This window comes from Enterobacter sichuanensis, assembly GCF_009036245.1.
Lineage (GTDB): Bacteria > Pseudomonadota > Gammaproteobacteria > Enterobacterales > Enterobacteriaceae > Enterobacter > Enterobacter sichuanensis.
On record NZ_CP027986.1, the window covers coordinates 307,947 to 321,541 of the forward strand.

Genomic DNA, 13,595 nt, shown 5'->3' on the forward strand with positions numbered 1-13,595 from the left:
ATGATGAAACCAACGTTTTTGCGCTGGGTCGCCATCGCTGCGCTGATGGCAGGCGGCACATTTAGCGTGGCGGCCAACCCGCCAGCGGCGCCTCCGGTCTCTTACGGCGTGGAGGAAGATGTCTTTCATCCTGTGCGGGCAACGCATGGCATGGTGGCCTCTGTGGATGCGCTGGCAACGAAAGTGGGCGTCGATATTCTTAAGCAGGGCGGTAATGCGGTGGATGCCGCAGTGGCGGTCGGCTACGCGCTGGCGGTGACGCATCCGCAGGCCGGGAACCTGGGCGGTGGCGGCTTTATGATGCTGCGCACCAAAGACGGGAAAACCACCGCCATCGACTTTCGCGAGATGGCGCCTGCTCAGGCTTCCCGCGATATGTTCCTCGACGATCAGGGTAACCCCGACAGTAAAAAATCCCTGACGTCGCATCTCGCCTCCGGCACACCGGGCACCGTTGCGGGCTTCTCGCTGGCGCTGGAAAAATACGGCACGATGCCGCTGAATAAAGTGGTCCAGCCTGCGATAAAACTGGCGCGGGAAGGTTTTATCGTGAATGACGCCCTGGCCGACGACCTCAAAACCTACGGCAGCGAAGTCATTCCAAATCATGAAAACAGTAAGGCGATCTTCTGGAAAGACGGCGAGCCGCTGAAGAAGGGCGATAAGCTGGTGCAGAAGAACCTTGCCAAAAGCCTGGAGCTGATTGCGGAGCACGGTCCGGACGCCTTCTACAAAGGGGCGATTGCCGACCAGATTGCGCAAGAGATGCAAAAGAACGGCGGGCTCATCACCAAAGCGGACCTGGCGGAGTACAAAGCGGTGGAGCGCGAGCCGATTAGCGGAACCTATCGCGGCTACGAGGTCTTCTCCATGCCACCGCCGTCTTCCGGGGGCATTCACATCGTGCAGATCCTCAACATTCTCGAAAACTTTGATATGCACAAGTTCGGCTTCGGCAGTGCGGATGCCATGCAGATAATGGCGGAAGCGGAGAAACGCGCCTACGCTGACCGGTCGGAGTACCTCGGCGACCCGGACTTCGTGAAGGTGCCGTGGCAGGCGCTGACCAACAAGGCGTATGCCAAATCCATTGCCGATCAGATTGATATCAATAAGGCTAAGCCATCGAGCGAGATCCGCCCCGGCAAGCTGGCACCGTACGAGAGCAACCAGACCACCCACTTCTCGGTGGTGGATAAAGACGGTAACGCAGTTGCGGTGACCTATACGCTCAACACCACGTTTGGTACCGGGATTGTGGCGGGCAACAGCGGCATTCTGCTCAACAACGAGATGGACGACTTCTCCGCCAAGCCGGGCGTGCCGAACGTCTACGGGCTGGTCGGCGGCGATGCGAACGCGGTAGGGCCGAAGAAACGCCCGCTGTCGTCCATGTCGCCCACTATCGTGGTGAAAGACGGTAAGACCTGGCTGGTGACGGGCAGTCCGGGCGGCAGCCGGATTATCACCACCGTGCTGCAGATGGTGGTGAACAGTATCGATTTTGGGATGAACGTCGCGGAAGCGACCAACGCGCCACGTTTCCATCACCAGTGGCTGCCGGATGAACTGCGCGTTGAGAAGGGCTTTAGCCCGGACACCCTTAAACTGCTGGAGCAGCGCGGACAGAAGGTGGCAGTGAAAGAGGCGATGGGCAGTACCCAGAGCATTATGGTGGGTCCAGACGGGGCGCTGTTTGGCGCGTCAGACCCGCGTTCGGTGGATGATTTAACGGCGGGGTATTAACGGTTCCCCTCACCCTAACCCTCTCCCCATTGGGGAGAGGGGAATGTGTCACTTCATTCTCGCCATATAATACGCGTCCACATATTCACCGTTGCGCAGGGCATAGCGCTTGCCGGTGCCTTCAATTTCGAACCCGTGTTTTTTGTACACCGCAATCGCCGGTTCGTTATCGACAAACACCGTCAGCTCAATGCGGTCAACGCGCAGCCAGTTATCGCACATATCAATCATGGTGCGCATCAGCGCGCTGGCAACGCCCCGGTTTTGCCACTGCGCGCCGACACAAATCCCAAAATCAGCCACATGGCTGCGGCGCGGGCGTTGCGCGACGGCGATGCACAGATGGCCGGCGACTTGACCGTCTATGCAGGCGACGAGCTGCTTGATGCCGGGCTGGTCGGATAGCCGTTCTTGCCACATCTGCTCAGAGGGATGAGGAACCTGTAGTGTGTTGTGGTACACCTCCGGCTGGGCGTGGATCTGACGAATGGCGTCATAATCTTTCGGTTCCGCATGGCGTATCACTATCTCACTCATTCCTTGTTCCTCAGTCAGTTAAATGTCCCTTCCAACATCAATGAGTTTAAAATTTGAGTCAACCGCTATTTTTTGCAAAAAGTATTGGACAAGTGCGAATGAGAATGATTATTATTGCTTTGCATTCAGGAAGACCGCTACGGGAACCTGAAAGCACGACATTGCTCACATTGCTTCCAGTATTACTTTAGCCAGCTTTTAGCTGGCTTTTTTTTTGTTATGGTTAGACTCAGTAACCTTCCAAAAGGACTGAGCCATGACACTACATTGCGCATTTATTGGATTTGGTAAAAGCACCACCCGCTATCACCTTCCGTATGTCCTCAACCGTAAAGACAGCTGGCATGTGGCGCATATCTACCGTCGCCGCGCGAAGCCTGAAGAGCAATCCCCGCAGTATTCCCATATTCATTTCACCAGCGATCTGGATGAGGTGCTGGGCGACCCGCAGGTTAACCTGGTCGTCGTCTGTACCCATGCCGACAGCCATTTTGACTATGCGAAACGCGCGCTCGAAGCGGGCAAAAACGTGCTGGTAGAAAAGCCCTTCACCCCGACTATCGCCGAAGCGAAGGCGCTATTCGCGCTGGCAAAAAGCAAGGGCCTGACCGTCACGCCATATCAGAACCGACGCTTTGACAGCTGTTTCCTGACGGCGAAAAAAGCGATTGAGAGCGGCAAGCTGGGCGAGATCGTGGAAATCGAAAGCCACTTCGACTACTACCGTCCGGTAGCGGAAACCCAGCCCGGCCTGCCGCAGGACGGTTCCTTCTACGGTCTCGGCGTCCATACTATGGATCAGATCATCTCCCTGTTTGGTCGACCTGACCACGTGGCGTACGACATTCGCAGCCTGCGTAACAAAGCCAACCCGGATGACACCTTTGAAGCGCAGCTGTTTTACGGCGATCTCAAAGCCATCGTTAAGACCAGCCATCTGGTGAAAATCGACTACCCGAAATTTATCGTTCACGGCACCAAAGGTTCGTTTATCAAATACGGTATCGACCAGCAGGAGACCAGCCTGAAGGCCAACATCATGCCGGGTGAACCGGGCTTTGCGGCGGATGATTCCGTGGGCGTGCTGGAGTACGTCAACGCTGAGGGGGTGACGGTCCGAGAAGAGCTTACGCCAGAAACCGGCGACTATGGCCGCGTCTATGACGCACTGTTTGCAACCCTGACTCGCGGCACGCCGAATTACGTCAAGGAATCTGACGTTCTGACCAACCTCGAAATCCTTGAGCGGGCCTTTGAACAGGCTTCTCCTGCCACGGTAACCCTCGCGAAATAAGCAAAAATGGCTCCTCTGCGCTTGTTCATAATTTTTGAACAGAGGAGTCAATTTTCACCCTCTATGATCCCAGACCGTTTGCGTCCACACTTACTCCATCGAAACGAACTGAGGGTGAAAACAATGATCTACTTACGCAAAGCAAACGAACGTGGTCACGCGAATCATGGCTGGCTGGACTCATGGCATTCATTCTCGTTTGCCGACTACTACGACCCGAATTTCATGGGCTTCTCCGCACTGCGCGTGATTAACGATGACGTCATTGATGCAGGCCAGGGCTTCGGTACCCATCCGCACAAAGACATGGAAATCCTCACCTATGTGCTGGAAGGCGCGGTGGAGCACCAGGACAGCATGGGCAACAAAGAGCAGGTTCCGGCGGGCGAGTTCCAGATTATGAGCGCGGGTACCGGGGTTCGTCACTCCGAGTACAACCCGAGCAAAACGGAAAAACTGCACCTGTATCAAATCTGGATCATTCCAGAAGAGACCGGCATCACGCCGCGCTATGAGCAGCGCCGCTTTGACGCGAAACAGGGCAAACAGCTGGTACTGTCCCCGGATGCGCGCGACGGTTCCCTGAAAGTACATCAGGATATGGAGTTGTACCGCTGGGCGCTGGCGAAAGATGAACAGTCTGTACACCAGATTGCCGCTAACCGCCGCGTCTGGATCCAGGTGGTGAAAGGTGAAGTCTCCATCAACGGTACGAAAGCGACAACCGCCGATGGTCTGGCAGTCTGGGATGAGCAGGCGCTCTCCGTGCATGCCGACAGCGAAAGTGAAATTCTGCTGTTTGACCTGCCGCCAGTGTAATAAAACATAAATAAATACCCATCCTTCCCTTTGACAGGGGAAGGATGGGCTTTGTCCGTGATAAACTGAGCAAATCTCTCTCTTCAAGATTTCTCAGGACGATGAAAAAGAAACGCCCCGTACTTCAGGATGTCGCCGATCGCGTCGGTGTGACCAAAATGACGGTCAGCCGTTTTTTACGTAACCCGGAGCAGGTTTCCGTGGCGTTGCGTGGCAAGATTGCTGCTGCCCTTGATGAACTGGGTTATATCCCCAACCGTGCGCCCGATATCCTCTCCAATGCGACCAGCCGTGCGGTGGGCGTCCTCCTGCCTTCCCTGACTAACCAGGTGTTTGCCGAGGTGCTGCGTGGCATTGAAAGCGTCACCGACGCCTTTGGTTACCAGACCATGCTCGCCCACTACGGGTACAAGCCGGAACTGGAAGAGGAGCGTCTTGAATCGATGCTTTCCTGGAACATCGACGGCCTGATTTTAACCGAACGTACTCACACTCCCCGCACGCTGAAGATGATTGAAGTCGCCGGTATTCCGGTGGTGGAGCTCATGGACAGCCAGTCGCCGTGCCTCGATATCGCCGTCGGCTTTGATAACTTCGAAGCGGCGCGGCAGATGACAGCGGCAATCATCGCCCGCGGACATCGTCATATCGCCTATCTGGGGGCGCGTCTTGATGAACGTACTATCATCAAACAGAAGGGATACGAGCAGGCGATGCTCGACGCAAACTTAACCCCGTACAGCGTGATGGTGGAGCAGTCCTCTTCCTACACCTCGGGTATTGAGCTGATGCGTCAGGCACGACGCGAGTATCCGCAACTGGACGGTATTTTCTGTACCAACGATGACCTTGCGGTCGGCGCGGCGTTTGAGTGCCAGCGTCTGGGTCTGAAGATCCCTGACGATATGGCCATCGCCGGTTTCCACGGCCACGACATTGGCCAGGTGATGGAGCCGCGTCTGGCGAGCGTTCTGACGCCGCGTGAACGCATGGGGCGCATTGGTGCAGAACGCCTGCTGGCGCGCATTCGGGGTGAGACGGTTACGCCGAAAATGTTAGATTTAGGTTTCACCTTGTCACCGGGTGGATCTATTTGAATCGACAAATTTGAAGTAGCTCACACTTATTCACTTCGCGCACGTTTGGATATTGCTTCTCTTTTGCCCCGGCAGGACAATGTTACCGATAACTGTTACCCGTAACAATTGACTGAGGGACACCCTTTGAGCACGACTAATCATGATCACCACGTTTACGTCCTGATGGGCGTTTCCGGTAGCGGGAAATCAGCTGTGGCCAGCGAAGTGGCGCATCAACTCCATGCTGCGTTTCTTGATGGCGACTTCCTCCATCCGCGCAGCAACATCATGAAAATGGCCTCCGGCGAGCCGCTGAACGACGACGACCGCAAACCGTGGTTGCAGGCGCTGAATGACGCCGCGTTCGCCATGCAGCGCACCAACAAAGTTTCCCTGATCGTCTGCTCCGCGCTGAAAAAAACCTATCGCGATCTGCTGCGTGACGGCAATCCGAACCTCTCGTTCATCTACCTGAAAGGTGACTTCGAGGTGATTGAAAGCCGCCTGAAGGCGCGTAAAGGTCACTTCTTCAAAACGCAGATGCTGGTGACGCAGTTCGAAGCGCTGCAGGAGCCGGGTGAAGATGAGAAAGACGTCTTAGTGGTTGATATCGATCAGTCACTGGAGGGTGTTGTTGCCAGCACCATCGAGGTCATTAATAAAAGGCAGTAAGTTTTGAGTACATTAACGCTAGTTTTGACAGCCGTGGGTTCCGTATTGCTGCTGCTGTTTTTAGTGATGAAGGCACGTATGCATGCTTTTGTTGCTTTGATGGTGGTTTCTATTGGTGCAGGTCTTTTTTCCGGTATGCCGCTCGACAAGATCGCCGCGACAATGGAAAAAGGGATGGGTGGCACGCTGGGCTTCCTGGCGATTGTGGTCGCGCTGGGCGCCATGTTTGGCAAGATTTTGCACGAGACGGGCGCGGTCGACCAGATTGCCGTCAAGATGCTGAAATCCTTCGGCCACAGCCGCGCGCACTATGCGATAGGTCTGGCGGGGCTGATCTGCGCGCTGCCGCTGTTCTTTGAGGTTGCCGTGGTGCTGCTGATTAGCGTGGCGTTCTCTATGGCGCGCCATACCGGCACTAACCTCGTGAAGCTGGTGATTCCGCTGTTTGCGGGCGTGGCGGCAGCGGCAGCGTTTCTGCTACCCGGGCCCGCGCCAATGCTGCTGGCCTCCCAGATGCATGCTGACTTTGGCTGGATGATCCTGATTGGCCTGTGTGCGGCGATCCCGGGGATGATTATTGCCGGCCCGCTGTGGGGCAACTTCATCAGCCGTTACGTTGAACTGCACATCCCGGATGATGTCACCGAGCCGCACCTGGGCGAAGGCAAAATGCCCTCCTTTGGTTTCAGTCTGTCGCTGATCCTGCTGCCGCTGGTTCTCGTGGGCCTGAAAACCATCGCCGCGCGCTTTGTGCCGGTAGGCTCCACCGCGTATGAGTGGTTTGAGTTTATTGGTCATCCGTTCACGGCGATCCTGGTGGCCTGTCTGGTAGCGATTTACGGCCTGGCGATGCGTCAGGGAATGGCGAAAGACCGGGTGATGGAAATCTGCGGTGCAGCGCTGCAGCCTGCGGGGATTATCCTGCTGGTGATCGGTGCCGGCGGCGTGTTCAAGCAGGTGCTGGTGGATTCTGGCGTCGGCCCGGCGCTGGGCGAAGCGCTGACCGGGATGGGGCTACCGATTGCAGTCACCTGTTTCGTGCTAGCGGCGGCGGTGCGTATCATCCAGGGGTCCGCAACCGTGGCGTGTTTAACCGCTGTGGGTCTGGTGATGCCGGTGATTGAACAGCTTAACTACTCTGGTGCACAGATGGCCGCGCTTTCTGTCTGTATCGCGGGCGGTTCGATTGTGGTCTCTCACGTTAACGATGCCGGATTCTGGCTGTTCGGCAAGTTTACCGGCGCCACCGAAGCGCAAACCCTGAAAACCTGGACGCTGATGGAAACCATCCTTGGCACAACGGGTGCGATTGTCGGGATGATTGCGTTTACGCTGTTGAGCTAAACGCGACGCGTTAACAACGCTCAAAAAATAAGGCCCGGTAGCGTTAGCGCTTACCGGGCCTTTTTATTATCCAGGGCGTCAGGCCGGGCCATAACCCGGCATTGTGTTACTCGCCCTGCGTGGCGCTCTCAATCGTCAGGCGCACGTCTGAGGTGATCAGCTCTGCCAGCATCTGGTAAACCTTCAGCGTCTCTTCCGGCTCGGCATCACCCGTATCACTGATATAGCCTTCATCACGCAGCGTCAGAACCAGGGAGCTGAAGACCGCTTTGTCGAAGAATTCAGGCGCGTTAATGCCGTGCAGCACGGACAGGCGTTGTGCCAGCGTCCGGCTCTCTTTCTCCAGCGTACCGCGGTTGATGGACGGGTTCGCACTCAGCAGCCAGAACGTAATGGCGTAGCGCTGCAACGTTTCGCGCGCACCGGCCGCCAGCAGCTGCAGGGTACGGGAGCGTGACGGATTGATGTGCAGCTCGTCATTCGTCACGGTGATCAACCCCTGACGACGCAGCTCTTCGGTCAGTTTATCCAGCACGCCCGCCAGCTCGTCTTTGCTCCAGCGCAGGAACAGCTCCGCTTTCAGCATCGGGTAGAGTGTCTCAACGTGGTGCAACAGCGCCTGGCGCGAGATGCGACGATGCTGGGTAATAATGGCCGCCATGAGCGACGGCAGCATCAGCATGTGGGTGATGTTGTTACGGTAGTACGTCATCAGCACGGCCTGCTCGCGCGGCAGAATGATGATGTCGCCGATGGTGTCTTTTTCGACTTCGAACTTGTTCATCTGCAACGCGTGATCGATAAGCTCACTGGCCGTTGCAGAAGGTACGGTTGAATCAACCGAATACGGCACGTTGCGCATCATATCCAGATAGCAATCCAGCTGCTCTGTCAGCTGTTCACGGGTTAGCGAACGTTGACGTGAAGCCAGAAGCGCCGTACAGCACAGGTTCATGGCGTTAGCCGCACCGGCGTTGTTAATGCGCACCATCAACTCAGAGGCGATGCCGTTGACCGTTGGCGTCAGCCAGGCCGGACGAACCGCTTCGATAGGGTCAATGGACTCGCGCCACTCCGGAACGTGGTGGTTCAGGTACGTCATCAGCGGCATCGGCTCGCCAAAGTTGACGTAGCCCTGGCCGAGGTTGCGTAACTTGCTCAGGCCACGCAGCATCTGCGGCAGGCTCTCTTTCTCTTTGGTCGCCCCACGCAGCTCTTTGGCGTAAGTTCCTACTTCCATCACATGCTCATAGCCAATGTAGATTGGCACCAGCGTGATGGGACGGGTTCCTCCGCGCAGCATCGCCTGGATGGTCATCGACAGCGTGCCGGTTTTCGGATCGAGCAGACGCCCGGTACGGGAACGACCGCCCTCCACGAAGTACTCCACGGAATAGCCACGGCTGAACAGCTCGCCCAGATATTCACGGAATACGGTGGAGTAGAGCTTGTTGCCCTTGAAGGTACGACGAATAAAGAAGGCACCCAGGCGGCGGAAAATCGGGCCTGCTGGCCAGAAGTTCAGGTTAATCCCGGCAGCGATGTGCGGTGGCACCAGCCCCTGGTGATAGAGCACATAAGACAGAAGCAGGTAGTCCATGTGGCTGCGGTGGCAGGGAACATAGACAATCTCATGGCCATCATGCGCCAGCTGACGTACACGCTCGGCATTATGAACGTTGATGCCCTGATAGAGGCGGTTCCAGGTAAAGCCGAGAATACGGTCGGAAAGGCGAATCATCTCGTAAGAGAAGTTCGCGGCGATCTCTTCCATCAGCGCAATGGCGTTCTGCTGGGCTTTCTCATGCGAAATTTTCTTGCTGCGCGCTTCGTCTTCAACGGCGCGGGCAATCGCTTTAGAGGCCAACAATTTGTTGAACAGATCCTGACGCGCCGGGAGACGTGGCCCGACGGCAGCCAGGCGCTGACGGGCGAAGTGCATACGCGCCACGCGCGCCAGTTTTTGCGCGATGATCTTGTCGGTGCCGTGCTCGTCCGCCATTCGACGCAGCGACACGGAAGGGGAGAAACGGACGAAACTGTCGCGTCCCAGCCAGGAGACCGCAAAGAACTTCTGGATGCCGTTAAGCATGCGCAACGGTGGGTTCTCTTCCCCTTTTTCGCGGCCCGGGCGGCGACCAAACATCACCGACACCGGCACCATCTGTACATCCAGGTCAGGATTGCTGCGGTGCAGGTCGAGATAGTCATGGAACAGCTTGATGGACTCTTCCTTTGGCGTGTAATAGGTAAACACACGCGGCCCACCGTGGATGAACACGTAGCGCGGCAGCAGCGTACCGTCAACTTCCAGCGGTTCAAGCGGGTCAGGTAAGTCATGCGCCAGACACTGGGCGCGAAGCGTCAGTAAGTCTGCCTTCGAGTTATAAGGCAAAACATACATAATGGGACGCGACGTATCGAGCCCCAATTCCAGCGCGGGTTCTGCTGGGATAGACTTGCTTTTTACCAGGATGCTTAATGGTAAATTAAGTAATTTGTAGTAAATTCGTGGCCAGCCGGACATAAACGATGTAAAGCCTCTGGTTAATAATGCAATTGCGGCGCAAGGATAACAGAAAGCGCGCAAAATTTCTGTTGTTACCCGTCATACTTCAGGCTGTAGCGAAACGCGTTACGGCCCCTGTTACTGACGCTCTTTTTTAAAAAAGGTTCTTTTAATGGCCAATAATACCACTGGGTTAACCCGAATCATCAAAGCTGCTGGCTACTCCTGGAAAGGTTTTCGCGCCGCGTGGGTCAACGAAGCTGCCTTCCGCCAGGAGGGCATCGCCGCGATTGTCGCGGTGATTATCGCCTGTTTCCTTGATATTGATGCGATAACGCGCGTTCTTCTGATCGGATCCGTATTGTTGGTGATGATAGTGGAAATTCTGAATAGCGCTATTGAGGCCGTTGTGGATCGTATCGGCTCTGATTTCCACGAACTTTCAGGCCGGGCAAAAGACATGGGCTCTGCTGCCGTGTTGCTGTCGATTATCACTGCCGTTATCACCTGGGTCACGCTGCTTTGGTCACATTTCCGATGAGCCTCGAGGAATAATTAAGTCCCTGGTTTTTTGTGCAGTTTTTGGTTCCAAAATCGCCTTTGACTGTATATACTCACAGCATAACTGTATATACACCCAGGGGGCGGAATGAAAGCGTTAACGACCAGGCAGCAAGAGGTGTTTGATCTCATTCGGGATCATATCGGCCAGACGGGTATGCCACCCACGCGTGCGGAAATCGCGCAGCGTCTGGGCTTCCGTTCTCCGAATGCTGCCGAAGAACACCTGAAAGCGCTGGCGCGTAAGGGTGTCATTGAGATTGTTTCGGGCGCGTCACGGGGTATCCGCCTGCTGGTGGAAGAAGAGACGGGCATTCCGCTGGTAGGGCGTGTTGCTGCAGGTGAGCCTTTACTGGCTCAGCAGCATATTGAAGGCCATTACCAGGTCGATCCTGGTATGTTCAAACCGAGCGCTGATTTCCTGCTGCGCGTAAGCGGTATGTCGATGAAAGACATCGGCATTCTTGATGGCGATCTGCTTGCGGTTCACAAAACGCAGGATGTACGAAACGGCCAGGTTGTGGTCGCACGCATTGATGATGAAGTGACCGTCAAGCGTCTGAAAAAACAGGGTAACACCGTACAGTTACTGCCTGAAAACAGCGAGTTCTCCCCGATTGTGGTGGACCTCCGTGAACAGAACTTCTCTATCGAAGGACTGGCGGTTGGGGTGATTCGCAACGGTGAATGGCTTTAATCTTTTCCTGACAGGCTACAGCTCCGCTGTAGCCTGATTCATTTCCCACTTCCGGTATTTTTCATGTCACTGCTGACGGCATCCGATAAGGCATTGTGGCGTCTTGCTTTGCCGATGATTTTCTCCAATATCACCGTGCCCTTGCTGGGGCTGGTCGATACCGCCGTTATTGGTCATCTGGATTCGCCTGTTTATCTTGGCGGCGTGGCGATTGGCGCGACGGCAACCAGCTTTCTGTTCATGTTGCTGCTCTTTTTGCGCATGAGTACGACCGGCCTTACCGCGCAGGCTTACGGTGCAAAAGATCCGTTGCGTCTGGCGCGTGCGCTGGTACAGCCGATGATGCTTGCGCTTGGCGCAGGGGCGTTGATCGTTTTACTGCGCGCTCCCCTGATTGACCTTGCACTCCATATCGTTGGCGGCAGCGAGGCAGTACTGGAACAGGCGCGGCGTTTTCTTGAAATCCGCTGGCTTAGCGCGCCCGCCTCGCTGGCTAATCTGGTTCTACTGGGGTGGCTCCTGGGCGTCCAGTATGCCCGTGCGCCTGTCATTCTGCTGGTGGTGGGCAACCTGCTCAACATTGTGCTGGATGTCTGGCTGGTAATGGGGCTGCAAATGAACGTGCAGGGGGCAGCGCTGGCGACGGCGATTGCCGAATACGGGACCTTTATTATTGGTCTGTGGATGGTCTGGCGTGTGCTGGTGATGCGCGGGATTTCCCTTGCGCTGCTCAAAACCGCCTGGCGCGGCAATATCCGTAAGCTGCTGGCGCTCAACCGTGACATCATGCTGCGTTCATTGCTGCTTCAACTCTGCTTTGGTGCACTGACGGTCTTTGGCGCACGGCTCGGGCCAGACATCGTTGCGGTTAATGCCGTCCTGATGACGCTGCTGACCTTTACCGCCTATGCGCTGGACGGCTTTGCCTATGCGGTTGAAGCGCATTCGGGGCAGGCGTATGGCGCACGGGAAAGCGGGCATCTGCGGGATGTCTGGCGGGCGGCCTGTCGACAGTCGGGTCTGGTGGCGTTGGCATTCGCGCTGATTTACGCCTGCTTTGGCGAACAGATTATCGCGTTACTCACCTCCCTGCCGGCACTGCGCGAACTGGCGAGCCATTATCTCATCTGGCAGGTCATTTTGCCGGTGGTGGGTGTCTGGTGTTATCTGCTGGACGGCATGTTTATTGGCGCGACGCGCGGAGCCGAAATGCGTAACAGCATGGCTGTCGCGGCGGCCGGGTTTGGCCTGACGTTGCTGACGCTTCCGTGGCTTGGTAACCACGGTTTATGGCTGGCGTTGGCCGTCTTTCTCTCACTGCGCGGGTTATCGCTGGCGTTTATCTGGCGCCGACACTGGCAAAACAATACCTGGTTCCCCTCACGCCACGATATATCGTGACGGTTAAAGATTCCGAATATGAAACTAACAGCGGAATCCTTAACTACAATAATTATCACGTCCAGCAGAAAAGAACGTAACGGACGTTACGACCCGACGCTTAACGAAGAGGACACGATGATGAATAAAGACGAAATCGGCGGCAACTGGAAGCAGTTCAAAGGTAAAGCGAAAGAACAGTGGGGTAAGCTGACGGATGACGATATGACCGTCATTGAAGGTAAACGCGACCAGCTTGTCGGTAAAATTCAGGAGCGTTACGGCTACGCAAAAGACCAGGCGGAAAACGAAGTCAAAGACTGGGAAACCCGTAACGATTACCGCTGGTAACGCTGAATAACCCACTGAGGCGGCTTAAAAGCCGCCTTTTCTTTTGCTGCTAACGCGGCTTTTTCTTTACCAGAATCGAGTGGTCGTGCTGACATGCGTCCTGATGACGACAGGCTTCCACTTCCACACACGCTGAGCACAGACCGTGTGCTTCAATCACGTTATGGCGCAGGGCAAAGCCCATTTTAGCGGCCAGCGTATGCATAATGTCTTCCACACCTTCCGCACCTTCTTCTTTCACCACGCCGCAGCGGTCACAAATAAACATCGCCGAGGTGTGGGTAGGCTGATCGAACAGATGACACAGCACATAGCTGTTTGTGGATTCGACTTTATGCACAAACCCTTGTTCCAGCAGGAAATCCAGCGCGCGATAGACCGTCGGTGGCTTTGCCTGCGGCTCGCTTTCGCGGAGCAGGTCGAGCAGATCGTAGGCGCTGATGGCACCCTGTTGCAGACTCATCAAGCGCAACACTTCAAGGCGCTGCGGAGTCAGGCGCACATTGCGTTGCGCGCACAGCTTTTCGGCCTGCGCTAACAGCTCTTTTGTGGACTTATCCATTTAGCACCCCGGATGTTATAGGACGGAAAACCCTCACTTTATCA

General features: G+C 55.8%; 13 protein-coding genes. 10 read left to right on the forward strand and 3 right to left on the reverse strand.

The window, feature by feature from the left end; genetic code table 11:
• Positions 1–1,746 carry a gamma-glutamyltransferase gene (gene ggt, locus C1N69_RS01440; RefSeq protein ID WP_179958049.1) on the forward strand — a complete coding sequence of 582 codons (1,746 nt, stop codon included), beginning with the start codon at positions 1–3 and terminating at the stop codon, positions 1,744–1,746.
• A gap of 48 nt (positions 1,747–1,794) precedes the next feature.
• On the opposite strand, the gene yhhY is transcribed toward ggt, so the two are convergent.
• Positions 1,795–2,283 carry an N-acetyltransferase gene (gene yhhY, locus C1N69_RS01445; RefSeq protein ID WP_059386348.1) on the reverse strand — a complete coding sequence of 163 codons (489 nt, stop codon included), beginning with the start codon at positions 2,281–2,283 and terminating at the stop codon, positions 1,795–1,797.
• 256 nt (positions 2,284–2,539) lie between these two features.
• Here yhhY and C1N69_RS01450 point away from each other — a divergent pair, with 256 nt between their 5' ends.
• The 5 genes from C1N69_RS01450 (at position 2,540) to gntU (ending at position 7,491) form a co-directional block, all read left to right on the forward strand.
• Positions 2,540–3,577, forward strand: coding sequence for an oxidoreductase (locus C1N69_RS01450; RefSeq protein ID WP_025757821.1), 1,038 nt, complete (start codon positions 2,540–2,542; stop codon positions 3,575–3,577).
• Between the two features lie 123 nt (positions 3,578–3,700).
• A complete protein-coding gene (locus C1N69_RS01455; RefSeq protein ID WP_025757822.1) occupies positions 3,701–4,396 on the forward strand; it encodes a pirin family protein in 696 nt (231 codons plus the stop codon).
• 101 nt (positions 4,397–4,497) lie between these two features.
• Complete coding sequence (gene gntR / locus C1N69_RS01460) at positions 4,498–5,493, forward strand: gluconate operon transcriptional repressor GntR (RefSeq protein WP_025757824.1); 996 nt, start codon at positions 4,498–4,500, stop codon at positions 5,491–5,493.
• A gap of 126 nt (positions 5,494–5,619) precedes the next feature.
• Positions 5,620–6,147, forward strand: a complete 528-nt coding sequence (gene gntK / locus C1N69_RS01465; RefSeq protein ID WP_025757825.1) for a gluconokinase — start codon at positions 5,620–5,622, stop codon at positions 6,145–6,147.
• Positions 6,148–6,150: 3 nt separating this feature from the next.
• Complete coding sequence (gntU, locus tag C1N69_RS01470; protein ID WP_045285558.1) at positions 6,151–7,491, forward strand: gluconate transporter; 1,341 nt, start codon at positions 6,151–6,153, stop codon at positions 7,489–7,491.
• A 106-nt stretch (positions 7,492–7,597) separates the two neighbouring features.
• On the opposite strand, the gene plsB is transcribed toward gntU, so the two are convergent.
• The gene (gene plsB / locus C1N69_RS01475) at positions 7,598–10,018 is read right to left on the reverse strand and encodes a glycerol-3-phosphate 1-O-acyltransferase PlsB (protein ID WP_025757827.1); all 2,421 of its coding nucleotides are present in this window, start codon (positions 10,016–10,018) and stop codon (positions 7,598–7,600) included.
• 154 nt (positions 10,019–10,172) lie between these two features.
• Here plsB and C1N69_RS01480 point away from each other — a divergent pair, with 154 nt between their 5' ends.
• From C1N69_RS01480 to C1N69_RS01495, 4 genes are all read left to right on the forward strand, one after another.
• Positions 10,173–10,541 carry a diacylglycerol kinase gene (locus tag C1N69_RS01480; protein WP_155030553.1) on the forward strand — a complete coding sequence of 123 codons (369 nt, stop codon included), beginning with the start codon at positions 10,173–10,175 and terminating at the stop codon, positions 10,539–10,541.
• A gap of 108 nt (positions 10,542–10,649) precedes the next feature.
• Positions 10,650–11,258, forward strand: coding sequence for a transcriptional repressor LexA (gene lexA / locus C1N69_RS01485; protein ID WP_025757830.1), 609 nt, complete (start codon positions 10,650–10,652; stop codon positions 11,256–11,258).
• A gap of 63 nt (positions 11,259–11,321) precedes the next feature.
• Positions 11,322–12,659, forward strand: coding sequence for an MATE family efflux transporter DinF (gene dinF, locus C1N69_RS01490; RefSeq protein ID WP_095441868.1), 1,338 nt, complete (start codon positions 11,322–11,324; stop codon positions 12,657–12,659).
• 120 nt (positions 12,660–12,779) lie between these two features.
• Positions 12,780–12,989 (forward strand): CsbD family protein, encoded by a 210-nt coding sequence (locus C1N69_RS01495; RefSeq protein WP_014882139.1) that lies wholly within the window; start codon positions 12,780–12,782, stop codon positions 12,987–12,989.
• Positions 12,990–13,038: 49 nt separating this feature from the next.
• Here C1N69_RS01495 and zur read toward each other — a convergent pair whose 3' ends face one another.
• Positions 13,039–13,551: a zinc uptake transcriptional repressor Zur gene (gene zur, locus C1N69_RS01500; RefSeq protein WP_025757832.1), complete on the reverse strand. Its 513-nt coding sequence runs from the start codon at positions 13,549–13,551 to the stop codon at positions 13,039–13,041.
• Positions 13,552–13,595: the final 44 nt, after the last annotated feature.